This window comes from Ruegeria sp. CDSA236 (genome assembly GCF_059611285.1).
The window spans coordinates 708508-729416 of record NZ_JBXWPG010000001.1; the positions used below are offsets into that span (position 1 = coordinate 708508).

The 20909-nt window shown below is 60.8% G+C and carries 22 protein-coding genes and 1 riboswitch; of the genes, 20 read left to right on the forward strand and 2 right to left on the reverse strand.

Annotated features, from left to right (window positions below; translation table 11 throughout):
* Positions 1-6 precede the first annotated feature (6 nt).
* From AC2FLB_RS03610 to cobJ, 7 genes are read left to right on the forward strand one after another with little or no spacing between them, the layout of a single operon-like run.
* Complete coding sequence (locus AC2FLB_RS03610; protein WP_142632902.1) at positions 7-381, forward strand: DUF1636 family protein; 375 nt, start codon at positions 7-9, stop codon at positions 379-381.
* Positions 382-383: 2 nt separating this feature from the next.
* On the forward strand, positions 384-1439 hold the full coding sequence (cobW, locus tag AC2FLB_RS03615; RefSeq protein ID WP_142632900.1) for a cobalamin biosynthesis protein CobW: 1056 nt from the start codon (positions 384-386) through the stop codon (positions 1437-1439).
* A gap of 3 nt (positions 1440-1442) precedes the next feature.
* Positions 1443-4736, forward strand: a complete 3294-nt coding sequence (gene cobN, locus AC2FLB_RS03620) for a cobaltochelatase subunit CobN (protein ID WP_496708644.1) — start codon at positions 1443-1445, stop codon at positions 4734-4736.
* Positions 4733-5860, forward strand: a complete 1128-nt coding sequence (cobG, locus tag AC2FLB_RS03625) for a precorrin-3B synthase (RefSeq protein WP_496708645.1) — start codon at positions 4733-4735, stop codon at positions 5858-5860. The genes cobN and cobG overlap by 4 nt, the downstream gene beginning before the upstream one ends.
* On the forward strand, positions 5860-6489 hold the full coding sequence (locus tag AC2FLB_RS03630) for a precorrin-8X methylmutase (protein ID WP_496708646.1): 630 nt from the start codon (positions 5860-5862) through the stop codon (positions 6487-6489). The genes cobG and AC2FLB_RS03630 overlap by 1 nt, the downstream gene beginning before the upstream one ends.
* Positions 6486-7214, forward strand: coding sequence for a precorrin-2 C(20)-methyltransferase (locus AC2FLB_RS03635; RefSeq protein ID WP_496708647.1), 729 nt, complete (start codon positions 6486-6488; stop codon positions 7212-7214). The genes AC2FLB_RS03630 and AC2FLB_RS03635 overlap by 4 nt, the downstream gene beginning before the upstream one ends.
* Positions 7211-7963 carry a precorrin-3B C(17)-methyltransferase gene (cobJ, locus tag AC2FLB_RS03640; RefSeq protein ID WP_496708648.1) on the forward strand — a complete coding sequence of 251 codons (753 nt, stop codon included), beginning with the start codon at positions 7211-7213 and terminating at the stop codon, positions 7961-7963. The genes AC2FLB_RS03635 and cobJ overlap by 4 nt, the downstream gene beginning before the upstream one ends.
* Here the strand turns inward: cobJ and AC2FLB_RS03645 are convergent.
* On the reverse strand, positions 7936-8685 hold the full coding sequence (locus tag AC2FLB_RS03645; protein ID WP_496708649.1) for a cobalt-precorrin-6A reductase: 750 nt from the start codon (positions 8683-8685) through the stop codon (positions 7936-7938). The genes cobJ and AC2FLB_RS03645 overlap by 28 nt on opposite strands.
* Between AC2FLB_RS03645 and cbiE the strand changes: the two genes are divergently transcribed.
* From cbiE to AC2FLB_RS03690, 9 genes are all read left to right on the forward strand, one after another.
* Entirely contained in the window at positions 8684-9883 is a 1200-nt protein-coding gene (gene cbiE / locus AC2FLB_RS03650; RefSeq protein ID WP_496708650.1) for a precorrin-6y C5,15-methyltransferase (decarboxylating) subunit CbiE, read from the forward strand. The genes AC2FLB_RS03645 and cbiE overlap by 2 nt on opposite strands.
* Entirely contained in the window at positions 9880-10248 is a 369-nt protein-coding gene (locus AC2FLB_RS03655; RefSeq protein WP_496708676.1) for a cobalamin biosynthesis protein, read from the forward strand. Before cbiE ends, AC2FLB_RS03655 begins: the two co-directional genes overlap by 4 nt.
* Positions 10245-11039 (forward strand): precorrin-4 C(11)-methyltransferase, encoded by a 795-nt coding sequence (gene cobM / locus AC2FLB_RS03660; RefSeq protein ID WP_496708651.1) that lies wholly within the window; start codon positions 10245-10247, stop codon positions 11037-11039. The genes AC2FLB_RS03655 and cobM overlap by 4 nt, the downstream gene beginning before the upstream one ends.
* The gene (locus tag AC2FLB_RS03665) at positions 11026-12348 is read left to right on the forward strand and encodes a cobyrinic acid a,c-diamide synthase CobB (protein WP_496708652.1); all 1323 of its coding nucleotides are present in this window, start codon (positions 11026-11028) and stop codon (positions 12346-12348) included. Before cobM ends, AC2FLB_RS03665 begins: the two co-directional genes overlap by 14 nt.
* Positions 12345-13073 (forward strand): uroporphyrinogen-III C-methyltransferase, encoded by a 729-nt coding sequence (cobA, locus tag AC2FLB_RS03670; RefSeq protein ID WP_496700609.1) that lies wholly within the window; start codon positions 12345-12347, stop codon positions 13071-13073. The genes AC2FLB_RS03665 and cobA overlap by 4 nt, the downstream gene beginning before the upstream one ends.
* The gene (gene cobF / locus AC2FLB_RS03675) at positions 13066-13809 is read left to right on the forward strand and encodes a precorrin-6A synthase (deacetylating) (protein ID WP_281971820.1); all 744 of its coding nucleotides are present in this window, start codon (positions 13066-13068) and stop codon (positions 13807-13809) included. Before cobA ends, cobF begins: the two co-directional genes overlap by 8 nt.
* Positions 13810-13852: 43 nt before the next feature.
* Positions 13853-14061, forward strand: a riboswitch (cobalamin riboswitch).
* 37 nt (positions 14062-14098) lie between these two features.
* Positions 14099-14269, forward strand: coding sequence for a CbtB domain-containing protein (locus AC2FLB_RS03680; RefSeq protein WP_142632876.1), 171 nt, complete (start codon positions 14099-14101; stop codon positions 14267-14269).
* Positions 14270-14273: 4 nt separating this feature from the next.
* Positions 14274-14972, forward strand: coding sequence for a CbtA family protein (locus AC2FLB_RS03685; RefSeq protein ID WP_281971819.1), 699 nt, complete (start codon positions 14274-14276; stop codon positions 14970-14972).
* 66 nt (positions 14973-15038) lie between these two features.
* Positions 15039-15533, forward strand: coding sequence for a hypothetical protein (locus tag AC2FLB_RS03690; protein WP_496708653.1), 495 nt, complete (start codon positions 15039-15041; stop codon positions 15531-15533).
* Here the strand turns inward: AC2FLB_RS03690 and AC2FLB_RS03695 are convergent.
* Complete coding sequence (locus AC2FLB_RS03695; protein WP_496708654.1) at positions 15530-15943, reverse strand: DUF1636 family protein; 414 nt, start codon at positions 15941-15943, stop codon at positions 15530-15532. The genes AC2FLB_RS03690 and AC2FLB_RS03695 overlap by 4 nt on opposite strands.
* A gap of 68 nt (positions 15944-16011) precedes the next feature.
* Between AC2FLB_RS03695 and AC2FLB_RS03700 the strand changes: the two genes are divergently transcribed.
* The 4 genes from AC2FLB_RS03700 to AC2FLB_RS03715 all read left to right on the forward strand — a co-directional run bounded on the left by AC2FLB_RS03700 (position 16012) and on the right by AC2FLB_RS03715 (position 20890).
* A complete protein-coding gene (locus AC2FLB_RS03700) occupies positions 16012-16470 on the forward strand; it encodes a DUF302 domain-containing protein (protein WP_271947979.1) in 459 nt (152 codons plus the stop codon).
* Positions 16471-16547: 77 nt separating this feature from the next.
* Positions 16548-18167: a thiamine pyrophosphate-binding protein gene (locus AC2FLB_RS03705; protein ID WP_496705813.1), complete on the forward strand. Its 1620-nt coding sequence runs from the start codon at positions 16548-16550 to the stop codon at positions 18165-18167.
* Positions 18154-19338 (forward strand): CaiB/BaiF CoA transferase family protein, encoded by a 1185-nt coding sequence (locus AC2FLB_RS03710; protein WP_142632866.1) that lies wholly within the window; start codon positions 18154-18156, stop codon positions 19336-19338. Before AC2FLB_RS03705 ends, AC2FLB_RS03710 begins: the two co-directional genes overlap by 14 nt.
* 181 nt (positions 19339-19519) lie before the next feature.
* The gene (locus AC2FLB_RS03715) at positions 19520-20890 is read left to right on the forward strand and encodes a tetratricopeptide repeat protein (RefSeq protein ID WP_271947985.1); all 1371 of its coding nucleotides are present in this window, start codon (positions 19520-19522) and stop codon (positions 20888-20890) included.
* Positions 20891-20909 lie beyond the last annotated feature (19 nt).

A 20909-nucleotide genomic window follows, 5' to 3' on the forward strand; every position in this document is an offset into this window, starting at 1 on the left:
AGAGACATGACCGAGACCACACCTGTTGAACTGCTGGTGTGCACGACCTGCCGCCGCGGCCTGCCCGTCGAGAATGATGCAGATCGTCCTGGGGCGTTGCTGCACAAGGCGTTGGAGCAGGCAGAACTTCCTGATGGCGTCACTTTGAAGGCAGTAGAATGCCTTTCAAATTGCGATCAGGGCTGCTCGATTGTGCTGCGTGGCGGACCCAAACGTTGGACCTTTGTCTATGAGCATCTCGATGAAACCGATCATGTCGAGACCATTGTTGAAGGCGCGACCAAATATCTCGCGACCCAAGATGGCCTCGTTAAATGGCGCGAACGTCCTGAACATTTCCGCAAAAACTGTGCGGCCCGCATTCCCCCGATTGGAGCTTAGATATGAGCAATCTCGAAAAACTGCCCGTCACTGTGATCACCGGCTTTCTGGGCTCGGGCAAGACCACGCTCGTGCGTCATCTGATGCAGAACCCGCAGGGCAAGCGCCTGGCCATTGTGGTCAACGAGTTTGGAGATGTTGGCGTCGATGGCGATATCCTCAAATCCTGCGCGATCCCCGATTGCCCGGCGGAAAACATCATGGAATTGGCCAATGGATGCATCTGCTGCACCGTGGCAGATGATTTCATCCCGACCATCGAGGCGCTGATGGCGCTAGAGCCGCGCCCCGATCACATTCTGATCGAAACCTCTGGCTTGGCCTTGCCCAAGCCGCTGCTGAAAGCGTTCGACTGGCCGGATATCCGCTCGAAAATCACCGTGGATGGCGTAATTGCTCTGGCCGATGCCGAAGCTGTGGCCGCCGGTCGCTTTGCCCCGAATGTCGCTGCGGTGGATGCCCAGCGCCTGGCCGATGACTCGATTGATCACGAAACGCCGCTATCCGAGGTGTTCGAGGACCAGATCTCCTGCGCCGACATCATTCTGCTGACCAAGCCTGATCTTGCTGGCCCCGAGGGGGTCGCCAAGGCCAAGGAAATCATCGCGGCAGAGGCTCCGCGCCCGCTGCCCGTGGTCGAAGTGGCCGAAGGCGCTGTGGATGTACGTGTTGTGCTGGGGCTTGAGGCCGCTGCCGAAGATGACATGGAGGCACGTCCCAGCCATCACGATGGCCACCACGATCACGAGCATGATGATTTCGAAAGCATCATTGTCGAGCTGCCGGAACAGACCGATCCGGCCCAGCTGGTCGCCAATATCGAACGTCTGGCGAATGAACTGAACATCCTGCGGGTCAAAGGCTATGCCGCTGTTACCGGCAAACCCATGCGCCTTTTGGTGCAGGCCGTCGGGGCCCGTGTGCGTCATCAGTACGACCGCCCGTGGGAGCCAGGTGAAGAGCGTCGCTCGCGTCTGGTGGTCATCGCCGAGCATGACGACATCAAAGAGGCTGAAATCCGCGAAATCCTCGTGGGTGTAACCGAGGCCGCCGAGTAAGCCATGCACGTCGTCTTCCGCGAAAGCCACGGGTTAGAGGAAACGGAGACCCCAACCGATCTGGGCCAGAGCCCGGCGGATCTGGTGGTGCTGTCCTTTTCCGACAGTGACCTTGGCGCTTTCGCGGCAGGCTGGCATCGTGGTGGTGGACCCGAAGGTCGGATGCCGACCATGCGGCTGGCCAATCTGACGGCGCTGAAGCACCCGCTTTCTGTCGACACCTATGTCGAGCAGACGCTGGAGGGCGCCAAAGGCATTCTGATCCGCCTGATCGGTGGCGTGCCCTACTGGTCCTACGGGTTGCAGCAGGTTCTGGCACTGGCCCACGCCAAGGGCATGGCCGTTGCTGTGCTGCCTGCGGATGGACGTGAAGATACGCGACTGGATGACTATTCTACCCTGCCCGTTTCAACCCTGCGGCGGCTGGCGCATCTTTGCGACACAGGCGGTGAGGTCGCAGCGCAGGCTGCGCTGGCGCAAATGGCACTGGCCGCGGGGCTTTATTCTGGCCCGGTGATGGGGGCCAAGACGATCCCGGAATGTGGCGTATGGTGCCCGGATCGCGGTGTGATCCCGGCGGATACCGCATTCGCCGGTGATGCCAAGCGCATCCTCGTGACCTTCTATCGCGCCTATCTGACCTCGGCAGACACTGCCCCGGTCGCGGCCCTGATCCACCGTCTGCATGCGCGTGGGTTTCAGGCTGTTGGCCTATTTGCGCCGTCGCTCAAAGCCCCTACCGCCGCTGACTGGCTGCGCGAACAGGTCGTAGCGCTGGCCCCCTCGGCAATCATCAACGCCACCTCCTTTTCGGGCAAAGGCGCCTCGGGAACGTCCCCGCTGGACGCCGCCAATGTGCCGGTATTTCAGGTCGCCTTGTCCACCGCACGCCGCAAGGCTTGGGTCGATGCGGAACGCGGGCTGTCCCCCGCCGACCTCGCAATGCATGTGGTCCTGCCCGAGGTGGATGGCCGCATTTCGGCGGGCATCGCTTCGTTCAAGGAACCGGGCAAGCGCGACCCGTATCTGGAATATTCCCGTTTTGCCCACCGCCCCGAGCCGGAACGGGTTGAGGCGATCATTGATCGGGTGGACGGCTGGCTGCGCCTAAGCGACAAACCCAAGCCAGATCAGGTCCCAGCGTTGGTGCTGTCGACTTATCCCGGCAAGGACTGGCAGATGGCCCATGCGGTTGGCCTGGATGCGCTGGCCTCGGCCGAGGCGATGCTGTCTGATCTGCAGGCCGAAGGCTATGACACCGCACCTGGCGCGCCGATTGCCGAGACGCTTCTGGATGCGCGACTGTCTTGGCCGCTCGCGGCCTATCAGACCGCGCTGGCAGACTTGCCGGAACAGTTGCAAACGGATCTGCAATCCGTCTGGGGCAAGCCTGAGGACGACCCGGTTTTTGCCGATGGTGCGTTCCACTTTACCGCCTTGAACAGGGGCAAGACACTGATCGCGCTGCAACCGGAACGCGGCACGCCCGAGCTGCGCGATGACGACTATCACGATCTTTCGCGCACCCCGCGCCACAGCTATGTTGCCTTCTATCTCTGGCTGCGTAAGGGGCATGGCGCGGATGCGCTGATCCATATCGGCGCGCATGGCACGTTGGAATGGCTGCCAGGCAAATCGGTCACCCTGTCCCAAAACTGCTGGCCTGAGGCGTTGGTCCGAGATCTGCCGGTGATCTACCCCTTTATCGTGAATGACCCCGGCGAGGCCGCACAGGCCAAGCGCCGGATCGGCGCGGTTACACTGGGCCATATCCCGCCCCCGATGCGAACAAGTGACACGCCGGACCGTATGGTGCTGCTGGAATCCCTGCTGGACGAATTCTCGAACGCCGACGGGCTGGACCCCAAACGCCGCGACCGACTACAAGAAGACATACGGGATGAGGCGCAGGCCATTGGTCTGGAAAGCGATCTGGGTCTGAATCAGGCAAGCTGTACCGCCGAAGCGATCACCCGTATCGACCGATTTGTCTGCGACATCAAAGAAAGCCAGTTCGGCGACGGCTTGCACGTCTTTGGCCGCGTCCCCGAAGTGACCGGCAATTTTGATGCCACGCCTTCGGCGCATGCGGAACGTCAATCACTTTTGGACGCACTGGCCGGGAAACGGATCGAGGCTGGCCCGTCTGGCTCACCCTATCGCGGGCGCTCGGACGTGCTGCCGACAGGGCGAAATCTTTACACCACCGATCCGCGTTCGGTTCCAACACGCGCGGCCTATACCCAAGGTGTCAAACTGGCCGAGGAACTAGTGCGGCGGCATCTGCAGGAAGAAGGCGATTACCCCAAGGGGCTGATTGTCGACCTCTGGGGCTCGGCCACGATGCGCACTGCGGGTGAAGAATTCGCCATGGCGCTTCACCTGCTGGGTGTGAAACCGGTTTGGGACAAGGGGTCGGAGCGGGTTTCCGGCATCGAGGTGCTGCCAATCACTGATCTCAGCCGTCCACGGCTAGACGTGACCTTGCGTGTCTCGGGCCTGTTCCGCGATGTATTCCCGACGCTTTCTGCGCTGTATGGCCAGGCAGTGCGAGCATTGTGTGAACGGGACGAGGCAGCAGACTGGAACCCATATGCCGGGCAGGCACCGGCCGCCCGTGTCTATGGCCCCGCCCCCGGCAGCTATGGCCTGAACATGACGCAGCTATCCGAAATCTATACGGACGAAGCGCGCGCACAGGCCGGTCAGGCTTGGCTGGATGCCAGTTCCTTTGCGCTTGAGGGCGAGCAAATTGCACGGGATGTCGATGGTATAACCCAACGCGTTGCCCACGCCGATAGCTTTGTTCACCTTCAGGACCTGACCGAAACCGATCTGCTGTTGGCCAATGACTATGCCACGCATGAGGCCGGTTTTGCCGCCGCCAAGAAAGTCACTGGCGGTACTGCGCAGCTGTACCATCTGGACAATACCAACCCAGACATCCCCCGCGCCCGAACCCTGTCTGAGGAAATCAGCCGCGTTGTCCACGCGCGCGCGGCTAATCCTGACTGGATCGCAGGAATGCAACGGCACGGGTTCCGCGGCGCCGCCGAGATCGCGGCAACGCTGGATCATATGGCAAGCTTTGCCCATCTGTCGGGAACCGTTGCACCGCATCTGTTTGACATCTACCACGATGCCACACTGGGTAACGCCGAGGTTGATGCCTTTCTGCAAGAGAAGAACCCACAGGCGCATCAGGCCATGCAGGATCGGTTCCGTGCGCTGCTCGAGGCTGGCCTGTGGAACACGCGCCGAAACTCGATCCGAGCCGATCTGGAGGGGTTGGGATGAGTGCACCGATCGTTCAGGGCTGGTGCCCCGGCGCCCATCGCCCGATGATGTCGGGGGACGGGTTGGTCGTGCGGGTTCGGCCGCGGCTGGCGCGCCTTGAGGCTGCGCAGATGTTAGGCCTGTGCGAACTTGCCGACCGGTTTGGCAATGGCACAATTGACCTGACCAACCGCGCCAATCTGCAACTGCGCGGTGTGGCCGAGGCCGATCACCAACCTTTGCTAGAAGAACTCGCTGCGCTGAACCTTTTGGATGCGGAACCGGGTATCGAGGTGCGGCGCAATATTCTGGTGACGCCGCTCTACCAATCCGGCGATCTTACCGCACGACTGACGCAGGAACTGATCGACCGGTTGGGTGAATTGCCGTCGCTACCAGCCAAGTTTGGGTTTGCCATCGACACCGGACCAAATCGCCTGTTGGTCGGGGATTCGGCGGATATCCGGCTGGAGACAGGCCCCGACGGGCTGATCCTACGCGCTGATGGCGCCGAAACAGGGCGTCGCGTGACCGAAAAAATCGCCATCGACCACCTGATCGCGCTGGCCGAATGGTTCGCGGATCACCAAACTCCCGAGGCCCGGCGCATGGCCCGCTTGGTTGCGTCACAGGATTTGCCGTCAGAATGCCAAGGCAGCGCACCGGGTGATGTTGGCGCTCTGCCTGAACCGGGCATCGTGGAGCTGGGTGCGTTTTACGGAGCCGCGTTCGGTCAGTTGCCAGCGCGCGGGCTTGCGGGGCTGATTGAGACCTGCGGTGCCTCTGCGCTGCGGGTCACCCCTTGGCGGCTGTTCCTGATGGAAGGCGGGGCGGCGATACCCGCCCCAGCGTTCGTCACCGATGGCACCGACCCGCTGATGACCACTGACGCCTGCCCCGGCGCCCCGCTCTGCCCGCAGGCGCAGGTGGAGACCCGCGATATCGCCCGCGCGCTGGCCTCGCGTATTCCCGGCCACTTGCATGTCTCGGGCTGTGCTAAAGGATGCGCGCGCATGGGACCAGCTGATGTCACCCTGGTCGGCCACGATGGTCGATTTGATCTTGTCAAACAAGGCCGCGCGGGAGATGAGCCAAACCTGCGCGGGTTAAGCCCCGAAACACTTATGACCATGGACTTCTCCTGATGCCCTATGAATACGAAACCGACGGCGCGGCGATCTACAAACAAAGCTTTGCCACCATCCGTTCCGAGGCCGATCTGGCACGGTTCGACGCCGATGAGGAACAGGTCGCCGTTCGGATGATCCACGCGGCAGGTATGGTGGGGTTGGAAGAGTTCGTGCATTTCTCAACCGGTTTTGTGACCTCGGCCCGTGCCGCGTTGGAAGACGGCGCACCGATCCTGTGCGACGCCCGCATGGTCAGCGAGGGTGTGACCCGGTTCCGCCTGCCCGCCGAAAACGAGGTAATCTGCACCCTGCACGACGAACGTGTGCGTCCGCTGGCTGCCGAGATGAGCAACACCCGGTCCGCCGCTGCGCTGGAGTTGTGGCGCCCGCATCTGCAAGGCGCCGTGGTGGCCATCGGTAATGCGCCCACCGCCCTGTTCCAACTGCTGAACATGCTGGAAGACCCCGACTGCCCGCGCCCTGCGGCCATCATCGGCTGCCCGGTGGGCTTTGTCGGTGCGGTCGAATCTAAAGACGCTCTGTGGGAGGCGCAGCCAGTGCCGTCCTGCATCGTCAAGGGCCGCCTCGGCGGCAGTGCCATCACAGTCGCAGCCATCAACGCCATCGCGAGCCGCGCCGAATGAACGCGGGCAAGATATACGGCGTGGGCCTCGGCCCCGGCGATCCGGACCTTATGAGCGTCCGGGCCGACCGCCTACTGCGCACAGCACGTCACGTGGCCTTTTTCCGCAAACCGGGTCGCAGTGGTCAGGCCCGCAAGATCGTCAATGGCATGATCCCAGAAGGCGCGGTGGAATTCCCGATGGAATACCCCGTGACCACAGAAATTCCATTGAGTGATCCGCGGTACAATGAGCTGCTCTCGGCGTTTTATGAAGATTGTGCCGCGCATCTGAAGACACTGTCGGATCAGGGCGAAGACGTGGTGGTCCTGTGTGAGGGAGATCCGTTTTTCTATGGATCATTCATGCATCTTTACAATCGCCTACGCAGCGGAGCTGAAGTAGAAGTCGTGCCTGCGATCACCGGAATGTCCGGCGCATGGACCGCAACTGGCGATCCGATCACATGGGGCGATGATGTTCTGACCGTGCTGGTAGGCACATTGCCCGAGGATGATCTTGCACATCGGATGGCGCAAACCGACGCGCTGGTAGTGATGAAGATCGGGCGCAATATCGACAAAGTGAAGCGGGCCTTGAAGACGGCCGGTTTGTATGACCGTGCTTGGATCGTGGAATACGCTCAGATGCCCAATCAACGCTTGTGCAAATTGTCGGAAAATTGCGAGGGGATCACTCCGTATTTCTCGATCATCATCGTTCACGGACAAGGGCGGCGGCCATGAGCGGTTGGGTCAAGATCGCAGGACTCGGGCCAGGAAACGAGGCTTTGGTGACGCCCGAAGTGACCGCTGCGCTGGCTGAGGCGACGGATGTCGTCGGCTACATTCCTTACGTCGCGCGCATCGCCGAACGCCCCGGCCTGACGCTGCATGCCAGCGACAACCGGGTTGAGATCGACCGTTCGCAGCATGCGTTGCAAATGGCGGCCGAAGGGAAGCGCGTAGTGGTCGTATCCTCGGGCGATCCGGGTGTATTTGCCATGGCAGCAGCGGTGTTCGAAGCGCTGGAAAACGGCCCCCGTGAATGGCGTGACCTACCGGTTGAGGTGCTGCCCGGGATCACCGCGATGCTTGCGGCCTCAGCACGTGCAGGTGCCCCGCTGGGGCATGATTTCTGCACCATAAACCTGAGTGACAACCTCAAACCTTGGCCTCTGATTGAGAAGCGCCTGCGTCTGGCCGCGCAAGCGGATTTCGCGATGGCGTTTTACAACCCCCGCTCGAAATCCCGCCCCGAAGGCTTTGTCAAAACACTGGAAATTCTGCGTGAGGAATGCGAACCCGAACGGCTGATCCTGTTCGCCCGCGCTGTTTCGCGTGCGGATGAGGCGATCCGGATTTCGACTTTGGCCGAGGCCACGCCCGATATGGCCGATATGCAAACCGTCGTGATCGTCGGCTCATCCCTGACGCGCGTGATCGAACGCGACAGTGACCCGATCGTCTATACGCCGAGGTTCACCCCGGAATGAGCCAGCCAGTCCAGAACCTGCGGAACGCTCGACAGTTCCAGCCGCTGCGGCAGGGCTGGACGGTCGATCATCAGCACCGGTACGCCCAGCGCCCGCGCGGCGTCCAGTTTGGCGCGCGCGCCGGCGCCGCCCGCGTTCTTGGATACCACCAGCTGCGTGCCGTGGCGCTGCATCAACGCCCGGTCATCAGCCTCGGCAAAGGGTCCGCGCGCCACGACAACCTCGCAATTCGGCAAGGGCAGGACATCGGGTTCATCCACCAGCCGCAACAGGTAATGGTGCTGGGGCTGGCTGACGAAATCTTCGAGATGCATGCGCCCGACCGCAAGAAACACGCGCTGCCGATCACCGGACAAGGCGGCCACGGCTGCAGCGATATCCGGGACACGCTGCCAGTTGTCGCCGTGTTGCGTGGTCCATTCGGGCCGTGTCAGCGCCGCCAGCGGAATCTGTGCCTCATGGCAGGCCTCAATCGCGTTACGGCTCATCCCGGCGGCAAAAGGGTGGGTCGCGTCGATCACGTGGCTTATGCTGTGGTCATGGATATATTTCACCAGCCCTTCGTCCCCACCGAACCCGCCAACACGTACCGGCAGAGGTTGCGGGCGCGGGTTGTCCACACGTCCTGCATAGGAATAGGTCGCGGGAATACCCCGCTCAGCTATGGCTTTTGCCAGCGCGTTGGCCTCGGTCGTGCCGCCCAATATCAGGAGGTTGGACATGTCTGAAGCTCCATGGCTGACCGTTTTGGGTTTGGGCGAAGATGGACTGGATGGCTTGCCCCCCGCAAGCCGTCAAGTGCTGGAACGCGCCGAAATCATCATGGGGCCACCGCGACACCTGTTCTTGGTTCCCGATTTCGGGGCCCAGCAGGTGGAATGGCCCATGCCCTTTGCCGATGGTCTGCCGATCCTGACCGGTTTTCGCGGGCGATCAACCGTGGTTCTGGCCTCGGGCGATCCGTTCTGGTTCGGTGCCGGATCCGTGATCGCACGGAATTTCGAGGCCGGGGAATGGACCGCCCTGCCCGGCCAATCGACGTTTTCGCTGGCCGCTGCGCGGTTGGGCTGGCCGCTGGAAAGCACGCAGACATTTGGTCTGCACGCGGCCCCGCTGACCCGGCTGCGCCCGCATCTGGCCCCCGGCCTGCGCGCGATTCTGCTGTTGCGCGATGGTAAGGCCGTGACGGAACTTGCCACCTATCTGACTGACACCGGCTTTGCCGACACACACCTGCATGTGATGGAGGCCCTGGGCGGCCCGCGCGAACGGGCGCGCAGTGTCTCGCTGACCGAGGCGCTGTTGGGTGGGTTCGATCACCCGGTCTGCGTCGGGCTCGAGGTTGCTGGCGGTGGACAAGCCTTTCCGCGCGCCTCTGGCAAACCGGATGAGATTTTTGAGACCGACGGCCAGATCACCAAACGCCCTATCCGTGCGCTGACCCTATCGGCGCTGGCCCCGCAGCGGGACGAGCATCTGTGGGACATTGGCGGCGGCACCGGGTCAATCAGCATCGAATGGCTGATGTGTGACCCAACGCTCAGCGCCACAACGATCGAACCCCGCGAAGACCGCGCCGAGCGCATTCGCCGAAATGCCGACGCGCTGGGTCAGGACCGGCTGCAGGTGGTGCACGGCACCGCCCCGGATGCGCTTGACGGCCTGCCCCTGCCCGATGTGGTGTTCATAGGTGGCGGGCTAAGCGGGGATCTGTTGCAATGGCTGCAAGCGGCTCTGCCATCTGGAACGCGGCTTGTGGCCAATGCTGTGACACTGGAGAGCGAAGCTCTGCTGGCGCAATGGCAGGATAAGCTGGGCGGCGAGCTGCTGCGTATCGAGCTGGCACAAGCCTCAACCCTGGGGCCACGGCGCGGATGGAAATCGGCTTATCCGGTGGTGCAATGGAGCGTGACGCTATGATCGTCGCAGGCATCGGATTTTCCTCGACCGCTACGCTGGACAGCCTGCGCACCGCCTATGATCAGGCCAGTGTTGGGCATTCTGTGGACGCGCTGGCCACGGTTGCCGACAAGGAAGGCCACGCCGCGCTGACAGATTTGGCCTCGGCCATTGCCCTGCCCTTGCATTTCATTGCTCCCGCCGATTTGGCTGGGCAGCGCACCCTCACCTGCTCGACCCGCAGCCGCGCCACCTATGGCACCGGCAGCGTCGCCGAAGCATCCGCCCTTGCCGCCGCCGGACCTGGTGCGCGGCTGATCTCACCCCGACAGATTTCAGACGACCGGCTGGCCACCTGCGCCATCGCCATCGGAGGACAGACATGACCGTTCATTTCATTGGCGCTGGACCGGGCGCCGCCGACCTGCTGACCCTGCGGGGGCGCGATATCATCGCCGCTTGCCCGGTCTGCCTGTATGCGGGTTCGCTGGTGCCAGAGGAAATTCTGGGCCATTGCCCCGACGACGCCAAGATCGTGAACACGGCGGCGATGGATCTGGATCAAATCATGGCCGAGATCGAGACCGCACATCAGGCCGGTCTGGATGTTGCGCGACTGCATTCCGGCGACCTGTCGGTCTGGTCGGCGATGGGCGAACAAATCCGCCGCCTCAAGGAATTGGGCATCCCGGTCAGCGTGACCCCCGGCGTGCCGTCTTTTGCCGCTGCAGCCGCATCTCTGGGCACGGAACTGACCCTGCCCGGACTTGCGCAATCAGTGGTCCTGACTCGGACACCGGGACGCGCATCGTCGATGCCCGAGGGCGAGACGTTGGCGAATTTTGCCCGTACCGGGGCGACGCTGGCCATCCACCTGTCGATCGGCAATCTAGACACTGTGATCGCCGATCTGACCCCGGCCTATGGCGCCGAATGCCCGGTGGCCGTGGTCTATCGTGCCAGCTGGCCCGACGAGCGGATCATCCGTGCGACGCTGGCGACGCTGAAAGACGCGCTGGACGAGAGCATCTCACGCACAGCGCTGATCATGGTGGGTCCAGCACTGGCTGGTGAAGGGTTTGGCGAAAGCTGCCTGTATTCAAAGGATTACGACCGCCGGTATCGCCCGCAAAGCGCGGACAGCCCTTGGTCAAGCTGGAGCCATGGTGATGACTAACCCTCCGGGCATTCTGATTTCGGCACCGTCTTCGGGGACTGGCAAGACCACCGTGATGCTGGGCCTGCTGCGTGCGCTGGCCGAGGATGGCCTGACCGTTCAACCTTTCAAAAGCGGCCCTGACTATATCGACCCGGCCTTTCACCGGGCGGCGGCTGGGCGCGCCTCGTTCAATCTGGACAGCTGGGCGATGGGCGATCCTCTGCTGAACGCAATATCGGCACAGGCTGACGGCGCGGATATCGTCGTAGCCGAAGGATCGATGGGTCTGTTCGACGGTGTCGCCAAACCCGGTGAGATTGGCCATGGATCTAGCGCGGAAACCGCGCAGCGTATGGGCTGGCCTGTGGTGTTGGTTCTGGATGTCGGCGGTCAGGCGCAATCAGCTGCAGCCACGGCGCTGGGGTTTCGGATGTACAACCCCGACCTGCCCTTTGCCGGGGTAATTTTGAACCGCTGCGCCAGCCCGCGCCACGAGCGTCTGACTCGGTTGGGTATGGAACGTGCAGGCCTGCCGGTTCTGGGCGTTCTGCCACGACGCGGAGACCTGACACTTCCCGAGCGGCACTTGGGTTTGATCCAGGCGGTGGAACATCCCGATCTGGAAAGCGCCATTGTCGGCTATGCTGCGTTCCTGCGTGAACATGTCAATCTGGAGGCGATCAAGCGGGCGGCTTCCTCAAGCCCAAATAGGCCATCGTCAGCCGTGCTGCCCCGCCCTCCGGCGCAGCGGATCGCACTGGCCCGGGATGCTGCGTTTTCGTTCACCTATCCGCATTTGCTGGAAGGCTGGCGCGCGGCGGGTGCAGAAATCCTACCGTTTTCACCACTGGCGAATGAAGCCCCTGCCCCGGATGCCGATCTGGTCTGGCTGCCGGGTGGGTATCCCGAGTTGCACGCAGGCACATTGGCCGCCGCCAACACCTTCCAGACTGGGCTGCGCAAACATGCCGAGACAAGACCTGTGCATGGCGAATGCGGGGGCTACATGGCGCTGGGTCAGGCGTTGATCGACAAAGAGGGTGCCCGGCACGAAATGGCGGGACTTCTGGGCCTTGTGACCTCCTATGAAAAGCGCAAGTTCAACCTGGGTTATCGCAAGGCAGAATTACTGGCCTCGATGGCTGGATTTGCCGAAGGCACAGCGCTACGCGGGCATGAGTTCCACTATTGCTCGATCATCGAACAGCCTGACGCGCCGCTGGCACGCGTGTTCGACGCCGAAGGCGCGGAAGGCCCGCAAACCGGATCGGTGCGAGGCAATGTCACCGGGACATTCTTTCATCTGATCGCCGAGGCCTCGGCATGAGTGGTTTTGTGTCCTTCATCGGTTCAGGCCCCGGCGACCCGGAATTGCTGACGCTGAAGGCGGTAGACAGGTTGCAGAAAGCTGATGCGGTGCTGTTTGACGACCTCAGCAGCGGCCCGATCCTGAGCCACGCCCGCGAGGATGCTGATCTGGTTGGTGTCGGCAAACGCGCCGGGCGCCCCTCGCCCAAGCAGGATCACGTCAGCCGCTTGTTGGTCGAATATGCACAAACCGGTCAGCATGTTGTGCGGTTGAAATCCGGTGATGGCGGCATGTTCGGCCGGCTTGAAGAAGAACTGGTGGCCCTGCAAGAGGCCGGGATCGACTATGAAATCATCCCCGGCATCCCCTCGGCGGTAGCGGCGGCGGCAGCGGCAGGCATTCCGCTGACCCGGCGACTGACCGCGCGGCGCGTGCAATTCGTCACCGGCCACGATGTCAGTGGCAAACTGCCCGAAGATCTGAACCTGGCAGCACTGGCTGATCCACAGGCTACGACCGTCGTATTTATGGGCAAGCGCACCTTTCCCCTTTTGGTTGGCGCCCTGCATTCGCACGGCCTACCGCTGGACACGCCTGCATTGATGGCCGAATCCGTCTCGACCCCCGAACAAAAGCTGCAACGCTCGACCATCGGTGCCTTGTCGCAGCAGTTGGAAACCGAGATCGGCACCGCCCCGGCCCTGATCCTGTATGGACCTCTGGCAGAGTTCGAAAATGATTGACCTGACGCTGATCGGTATTGGCACCGGCAACCCGGATCATGTGACATTTCAAGGGGCGCAGGCGATCCGTTCGGCGGACCTGATCCTGATCCCCCGCAAGGGCGAAAACAAGGCCGATCTGGCAGGGCTGCGCGAGCAGATCATCGCTCAGGTCGCGGATACTCCTCCGCAAATCGCGTATTTCGACATTCCCAAACGCCGTGCCGATGATGGCTATTTACGCGGAGTGGACGAATGGCACGACGCGATTGCATTGCGCTGGCAGGAGGCCATCGCAGCCCACCCGAAGGCCCGTCATGTGGCGCTGCTGATCTGGGGGGATCCGTCGCTGTATGACAGTTCGCTGCGAATCGCGGCACGTTTGACCCCTCAGCCAGAAACACGCGTGATTCCCGGCATCACAGCGCTGCAAGCGCTGACGGCGGCCCATGCGATTCCGATCAACGAACTGGGCGCGCCCTATATCGTCACAACTGGTCGTCGCATCCGGGACGAAGGATGGCCGGAAACCGCAGAAAACGTGGCGGTGATGCTGGATGGTGAATGTTCATTCCAAAACCTGGACATGGAAGACTTGGACATTTGGTGGGGCGCATATGTCGGCATGAAAGAGGAAATCCTGATCAAAGGCCCTTTGGCCGAGGTTGCGCAGCAGATTCTGGACCGCCGCGCCCATGCCCGTGCCGACCATGGTTGGATCATGGATATTTATTTGCTGAAAAAGCGCATAATCTGACACAATACGTCGCAAATGATGATTGCACCGCCACAGCTATAGCGGCTAAATGGGGGTGTCTGGTCCTGCCGGAGAAATCCGGATGCTAAGAGGGAATTTGGTGCGACTGCCTCGGTGGTCAACTCCAAAGCCGCCCCCGCGACTGTAAGCGGAGAGCCCCTGTTCAACCAGCCACTCCCGGTTCTCCGGGGGGAAGGCGAACAGAGGCATCGACCCGCAAGCCAGGAGACCTGCCAGGCGCAAAAACGAAACACCGGCCGTCGGGTGCGGCGGCAGAGGAGAATACAAAATGGCAACACAAACGAAAACAGCATCCGCCGCGCGTACAGGCTTTGTTCCGGTCATGTTTGCAGTGGTTCTGGGTCTGGGCCTCATTACGCTGACCGGTCACGTTCAGGCAGCGGCCCTGCATGATGCAGCGCATGACGTGCGTCACGCGACCGGCTTCCCCTGCCACTAAGACCGTGTTCAGTCGTATATTGACCAGCGCGTTGTTCGCTGGTGCTGCAGCGGGGCTGATTGCCGCCTTGCTGCAGTTGGTATTTGTGCAACCAGTATTGTTGCATGCCGAGCTTTATGAATCCGGAGAGCTGGTGCATTTCGGGGCCGAGACCGTATCGGCTCATCCCGAACTGCCGCGCATGTTCTCTGAACTGACGCGTGATGCGCTGAGTGTCATCTTTACCATGCTGACCTATACCGGCTATGCGCTGGTGATGGTTGCGCTGATGTCGGTAGCCGAAGGTCAAGGGCATCAGATTGATGGCCGGACCGGCGTTCTTTGGGGGTTGGCCGGATTTATCGCTTTCCACCTTGCACCAGGTTTCACCCTTGCGCCCGAAGTGCCGGGTGTCGCGGCAGCCGATGTCTATGCGCGTCAGGTCTGGTGGTTCGCAACAGTTGCAGCAGCCCTTGTCGCCATGTGGTTGATCGCCTTTGGAGGTAACCTGATCAGCTATGTGATCGCCGCGGTACTTCTGTTGGTGCCACATCTTATCGGTGCACCCGAGCCCGATGTTTTCACCGGCCCTGTGCCGACTGAAATTGGAGCGTTGTTCGCGGCACGAGCTTTTGGAATCGGTCTGGTTGCATGGGTTCTGGTTGGCGCGTTCGCTGGCTATTTCTGGCAGAAAGAAGCGCAACATTCCGAAGCAACGGCCTGATCGCACTTAGATTGAACGCGCCGGGTGTAAACTTGGCGCGTTTCCCTATGTTTTCAAGGAAATACAATGACCCGTTCACTTGCTCTATTCGTGATCGGTCTGGTCTTTGGCGGCGGTACAGGATTTGTAATTGCTGCTGCAAACGGCGTCACATTTGATGGCCACGACCATTCTGATCCGTCTCTTCACGGAGCCTCACCCACTGAGACCATGGCCCACGATCATTCCACGGCCTTGAACCTACCGGCAGGCACAGATGCACCTACACTGGACATCGCTCTGACACAGGATCCTATGTCTGGCTGGAACCTGCATGTCATGCCAAAAAACTTTACCTTCGCACCGCAGAACGCATCGACCGCAGACATGGCAGGCGAAGGGCACGCGCATGTTTACATCAACGGAGAAAAGCTCGCCCGGCTTTACGGCAGTTGGATGCATATTGATCAGTTGCCCAAAGGCGAGGTCGAGGTTTCGGTTTCGCTGAATTCCAACAGCCATAACCCGCTTTCGGTCGATAACGTGCCGGTTCGTGCTGCGGTTACGGTTCAGGTCGACTAAAGCGCCGGAATACGCGCACGCAAACACATCCGAAGCCGCCCGCAGGGTCGGGCGTCTTCGATCCAGCCCTGCGGGCTGTTCAGGTAAGTACGGCAAGTTTCAGCGATATCCGCAGCATCCGCCACCACATCGACACCCGAAAACACATAAGATGCGCGCCCCAGCGCCTGTATAGCCAGCGCCGTGGGTTCCGCGCAGCCGCTGAAACAGGCGTGTTCGCTCAATTCGACCTGATCCGTCAATCCAGCCCTTTTCAGTGCGTCCTTCACAGCCTGCACCTCGGCCGCCCGATCGCGTGCGGTGCCACAGGTTTTGCAGATCATCAGGCGCATCCGAACCAGCCCTTTCCCTTCGTCCTGCGCCCGTTTCTGCGGCTTTAAGCGACGCGGCGCAATCCCGAATGCACACAAGATTGTGAGTGCGACGTTCTCACATTTCTGGCAGGATTCCTGCAGACACCTTAAAAGGAAGCCTCTGGATGAAACTGCTTTGGACCGTCTTCGCCCTGCTGGCCCTGCCCGCCTGGGCCGACGAACCGCTCTCGGGATGGGCCGTGTATCCAACGGGCAAAAGCTATGATGAATTAGTCTCGGACACCAAATCGGCGGTTAAGGCAAACGGTCTGATCGTGGTCACGCAGGCCGGCCCCACCAAAGCCGCCGCCGCGCGGGGAATTACAATCCCAGGCAATCTGGTGATCGGCGCCTTCAACAATGACTATGCGGTGCGCGTGCTGGAAACCTCGGTGCGCGCAATGATCGAAGCACCGATCCGGTTTTACGTGACCGAAAACGAGGACGGCACCGCCACCCTATCCTATAAAACGCCCAGCTTTGTATTCGCGCCCTATATCTATGAGGGCGGAGACCCCCTGAGGGACATTGCCCAGGAATTGGATGACACCTTTCAGATCGTGGCCGAAGCCGCTGTCAAATAGTCACACTGGCGTGATGCGCCTTGCGTCCGGGTCTGTCCTCCGCAATCTGCGTTGAAACAGTTTTCGGAGCTTTACTGATGCAGGACTCGTCGCCCCGCGCTGCGGACATTCTGGCCCAACGGCTTTATGAGGCTGGCTGCCGCCACGCTTTTGGCATGCCAGGTGGCGAGGTGCTGACCCTAGTGGATGCGTTGGAAAAGGCGGGGATAACCTTTCACCTGACCAAACACGAGAACGCGGCCGGCTTTATGGCCGAGGCGGTGCATCACCGCGACGGCGCCCCGGCCATTCTGGTGGCCACACTCGGCCCAGGCGCGATGAACGGGATCAATGTGGTCGCCAATGCGTTGCAGGACCGGGTGCCAATGATCGTGCTGACCGGCTGTGTCGACGCAGATGAGGCGCTGACATACACCCATCAGGTCATGGATCACGCACGGGTCTATCGCTCGATCACCAAAGGGACGTTCATGCTGACCGCCAAAGGCGCGGATATTATCGCAGACAAAGCGGTGTCGCTGGCCAATCAACCGCGCCCAGGACCGGTGCATATCGACGTGCCGATTTCGGTTGCGGATGCGCCTGTGACCGATGTCAAACGCCGCCGTCTTGTCAAACCTGCCGCCGTCGCGCCCGAGGGGGATTGCGTTGAAAAAGCCCGCCGCTGGGTGGCACAGGCCGAACGGCCCATCGCGATTATCGGCCTGGATGTTCTATATGACGACTCGCGCAATGTGGTGCAGGCGTTCCTTGAACATTTTGGCATTCCTTTTGTGACAACCTACAAGGCCAAGGGCGTGGTTCCCGAGGATCATCCACTGTGCCTTGGCGGCGCGGGCCTGTCGCCGCTTGCTGACACCCATCTGGTGCCGCTGGTTGAACAGGCCGATCTGGTGTTGTGTCTGGGCTATGACCCGATCGAAATGCGCCCAGGCTGGCGCGAGATTTGGGACCCCGAAGAAAAGCGCGTCATCGACATTTCGGCGGTTCCGAACGATCACTACATGCATCAGGCCGGGTTGAACCTGGTGGCTGATACCGGCGCGACCCTCGAGGCCATTGCAAAGGGCAACCCTGCCCGCGCCACCTGGCCCGGCGGCGAACCCGAACAGGTTCGGGCCGCCCTGGCGCGAGCCTTCCCTACTGATGACGTATGGGGTCCCGCCGCGGTAATTGCGGAAACCCGCGCGGTTCTTCCTGCCGAGACATTGGCCACCGCTGACAGTGGCGCGCATCGCATCCTTCTCAGCCAGATGTGGGGATGTTCCGAAGAACGCGGGCTGATCCAATCTTCGGCGCTCTGCACCATGGGCTGCGCTCTGCCAATGGCCATCGGGCTGAAGCTGGCCGAACCCACGCGCCCGGTCATCAGCTTTTCCGGTGATGCCGGGTTCCTGATGGTCGCCGGAGAACTGTCGACCGTTGCCGAGATGGGTGGTAACCCGATTTTCCTGGTGTTCGTCGACGCCAGCCTTGCCCTGATCGAATTGAAACAGCGTCAGCGGCAAATGGGGAACGTAGGCGTCGATTTCGACCGCCACGACTTTGCAGCTTTGGGCCGGGCCTTCGGCGGGAATGGTCACACGGTGCGCACCCGCGCCGAACTGAGGGATGCTCTGGAAGCGGCAACCAAGTCTGATAGGTTCACCGTAATTGCTGCTGAGATTGATCGCGGAGGATATGATGGCCGGATCTGAAGGACCCCTGAAGGGCGTCAAGGTTCTGGACCTGTCCCGCATTCTGGCCGGACCGACCTGCACACAGTTGCTGGGCGATTTGGGTGCCAGCGTTATCAAGATCGAAAACCCTGCCACTAAAGGGGACGACACGCGCCAGTGGGGCCCACCCTATGTCGCAGATGCCGACGGGGTTCCATCGGATCTTAGTGCCTATTTCATGTCAGCCAACCGCAACAAGAAATCAGTCGCCATCGACATAACCACACCCGAAGGTCAGGCGGAAATTCGGCGGCTGGCCTCGTTTGCGGACATCCTGATCGAGAATTTCAAACCCGGCGGGCTAGCGAAATACGGGCTGGATTACAAATCGCTCTCGCAGGAATTCCCTAGCCTCGTCTATTGTTCGATCTCAGGCTATGGGCAGGATGGGCCTAACGCATCAAAGCCCGGATATGACCTGATGGCGCAAGGCTATGGCGGTGTCATGTCTCTGACCGGCGATCCCCAAGGGGCGCCGATGAAAGTTGGAGTTGGTATCGCTGATGTCATGTGCGGTATGTATGCCTGCGTTGGCATTCTGGCAGCATTGCGCCATCGGGACCAGACCGGAGAGGGACAGCAAATTGATCTGGCTCTGGTCGATTCCCAGATTGCGTGGCTGATCAATGAAGGCGTGAATTATCTGACATCCGGCAATGTGCCACAACGCCGTGGGAATGGTCATCCAAATATTGTTCCATATGACGTTTATGAAACCGCCGATGGCCATGTGATCCTTGCTGTAGGTAATGACAGTCAGTTCCGCCGGTTCTGCGAATTCATCGACCAACCTGATCTGGCGGATGACGTCCGCTTTGCGACGAATCCGGCGCGGCTGGAAAACCGGGATGCGTTGAACGCTCTATTGCGCCCTGCGGTTCAGTCATATGACACCACAACCGTCATCGCAGAACTTGAGGCACGCAAAGTACCAGTTGGGCCGGTCCAGACCCTGGATCAGGTTTTTGACACCGAGCAGGTCGCGGCGCGGCAAATGCAGATCGCGATGCAGGCCGCCCCGGCCGAGGTAAAACTGATCGGAAACCCGCTGAAATTGTCGCGGACACCGGTTACCTACCGGACGGCTCCGCCACAGTTCGGAGCGGACACTGCAGCAGTCCTGAACGCTAAGAACCCATTTGAAGATTGAAACACAATGCCTTACTAGGCGGCATATTGCTGAAACATGCCGTTGAATCGGCGGATTTTTTCACGTTTTCCACACACAGCTTTTCACCAATTCGAGAGCAGGGCCGATACTGATACGACCCCGCCTGACTCTCTGCTAAATCGAATAAAGTAATAAATCGCAAATGGATTGGATCCCGCGCATGAAACAAGATGTTTTCGGACAGATGAACACTCTTTGCCATTCGGCCAGTGTCGAGGCGTGGAATGGTGTTCTGCTTGGTTTCATGGCGCATTCAGCTGTCACACCCCAGCATCTGGGCAAAGTGCTAGAGCTTGAGCCCGATTTCGCGCTTGGTCACGCCATCAAAGGCCTGTTCCTGGTCTTGCTGGGTCGGCGCGAGATGATGCCAGTTGCAGCGGAAGCGTTGAATGCTGCCAACACCGCTATGGATCGCCAACCGGTAACTGAGCGCGAGCGGCTTTATGTCGACGCGTTGGCCCTTTACCTGTCCGACCTGCCCTCACATGCAATCCAGAAGTTTGAAGAAATTCTGCGCCTCCACCCACAGGACTCGCTGGCGATGAAACTCAGCCATGCAACACGGTTTGTCTTGGGAGATGCCGCTGGTATGCGACGGTCGATCGAACGTGTCCTGCCTGCTTATGAACCCGACCACGCCGGCCGCGGATATCTTTTGGGGTGCCATTCCTTCGCGCTTGAGGAAACCGGTGCCTATGAAAAAGCCGAAATCGCCGGACGTCAGGCACTGTGGATGGTGTCGGATGATGCCTGGGGTCTGCACGCAGTGGCCCATGTGCACGAGATGACCGGCAATGCGCAGCAAGGTCTTGATTGGCTGGCCGGACGCGAGGATGCCTGGGCGCATTGCAACAACTTTCGCTATCATGTCTGGTGGCACAAGGCGCTGATGCATCTGGACCTGGGCCAGGTCGATCAGGTTATGGAACTGTATGACCAGTATGTCCGGCAGGACAAAACCGACGATTACCGAGACATATCGAATGCCACGTCGCTTTTGTCCCGGCTCGAGCTTGAGGGCGTCAAAGTTGGAAACCGCTGGGAGGAACTGGCCGACCTCAGCGCCGCCCGGACCGAAGATGGCTGCCTGATCTTCGCCGATCTTCACTATCTGCTGGCCCTGACCGGCGACAACCGGACCGAAGCGACCGGCAAAATGCTGCAGCGCATCCAGAAAGATGCCCAGCGCAATCAGGGCGACACTCCGATCCGGATGTCGGATCCCGGTATTGCCGCAGCCAAAGGGCTTGAAGCTTTTGGCGACGGCCTTTACGGCGAAGCATTTGATTTCCTGTCGAATGCACGGGACGGAATGCAACTGGCCGGTGGTAGCCACGCCCAACGTGATGTATTCGAGCGCATCACTATTGATTCCGGCCTGCGTGCCGGCCGTTTGGATGCTGTCGAGCGCATTCTAGACGACCGCCGTGCCAAGCGGGCCGGGGGTGAGGACAATTATGCTATGGCGCGCCGCGCATTGATCGATGCGGCCCGCGATAACCAAGACGCACAAAGCGTTCCGGCAGAATAACAAAACAAAAAGACTGAAG

Excerpts from the sequence above, each read along its gene's own strand:
- AC2FLB_RS03610 (WP_142632902.1), top strand. The coding sequence starts at position 7 with ATGACCGAGACCACACCTGTTGAACTGCTGGTGTGCACGACCTGCCGC.
- cobW (WP_142632900.1), top strand. The coding sequence starts at position 384 with ATGAGCAATCTCGAAAAACTGCCCGTCACTGTGATCACCGGCTTTCTG.
- cobN (WP_496708644.1), top strand. The coding sequence starts at position 1,443 with ATGCACGTCGTCTTCCGCGAAAGCCACGGGTTAGAGGAAACGGAGACC.
- cobG (WP_496708645.1), top strand. The coding sequence starts at position 4,733 with ATGAGTGCACCGATCGTTCAGGGCTGGTGCCCCGGCGCCCATCGCCCG.
- AC2FLB_RS03630 (WP_496708646.1), top strand. The coding sequence starts at position 5,860 with ATGCCCTATGAATACGAAACCGACGGCGCGGCGATCTACAAACAAAGC.
- AC2FLB_RS03635 (WP_496708647.1), top strand. The coding sequence starts at position 6,486 with ATGAACGCGGGCAAGATATACGGCGTGGGCCTCGGCCCCGGCGATCCG.
- cobJ (WP_496708648.1), top strand. The coding sequence starts at position 7,211 with ATGAGCGGTTGGGTCAAGATCGCAGGACTCGGGCCAGGAAACGAGGCT.
- cbiE (WP_496708650.1), top strand. The coding sequence starts at position 8,684 with ATGTCTGAAGCTCCATGGCTGACCGTTTTGGGTTTGGGCGAAGATGGA.
- AC2FLB_RS03645 (WP_496708649.1), bottom strand. The coding sequence starts at position 8,685 with ATGTCCAACCTCCTGATATTGGGCGGCACGACCGAGGCCAACGCGCTG.
- AC2FLB_RS03655 (WP_496708676.1), top strand. The coding sequence starts at position 9,880 with ATGATCGTCGCAGGCATCGGATTTTCCTCGACCGCTACGCTGGACAGC.
- cobM (WP_496708651.1), top strand. The coding sequence starts at position 10,245 with ATGACCGTTCATTTCATTGGCGCTGGACCGGGCGCCGCCGACCTGCTG.
- AC2FLB_RS03665 (WP_496708652.1), top strand. The coding sequence starts at position 11,026 with ATGGTGATGACTAACCCTCCGGGCATTCTGATTTCGGCACCGTCTTCG.
- cobA (WP_496700609.1), top strand. The coding sequence starts at position 12,345 with ATGAGTGGTTTTGTGTCCTTCATCGGTTCAGGCCCCGGCGACCCGGAA.
- cobF (WP_281971820.1), top strand. The coding sequence starts at position 13,066 with ATGATTGACCTGACGCTGATCGGTATTGGCACCGGCAACCCGGATCAT.
- AC2FLB_RS03680 (WP_142632876.1), top strand. The coding sequence starts at position 14,099 with ATGGCAACACAAACGAAAACAGCATCCGCCGCGCGTACAGGCTTTGTT.
- AC2FLB_RS03690 (WP_496708653.1), top strand. The coding sequence starts at position 15,039 with ATGACCCGTTCACTTGCTCTATTCGTGATCGGTCTGGTCTTTGGCGGC.
- AC2FLB_RS03700 (WP_271947979.1), top strand. The coding sequence starts at position 16,012 with ATGAAACTGCTTTGGACCGTCTTCGCCCTGCTGGCCCTGCCCGCCTGG.
- AC2FLB_RS03705 (WP_496705813.1), top strand. The coding sequence starts at position 16,548 with ATGCAGGACTCGTCGCCCCGCGCTGCGGACATTCTGGCCCAACGGCTT.
- AC2FLB_RS03710 (WP_142632866.1), top strand. The coding sequence starts at position 18,154 with ATGGCCGGATCTGAAGGACCCCTGAAGGGCGTCAAGGTTCTGGACCTG.
- AC2FLB_RS03715 (WP_271947985.1), top strand. The coding sequence starts at position 19,520 with ATGAAACAAGATGTTTTCGGACAGATGAACACTCTTTGCCATTCGGCC.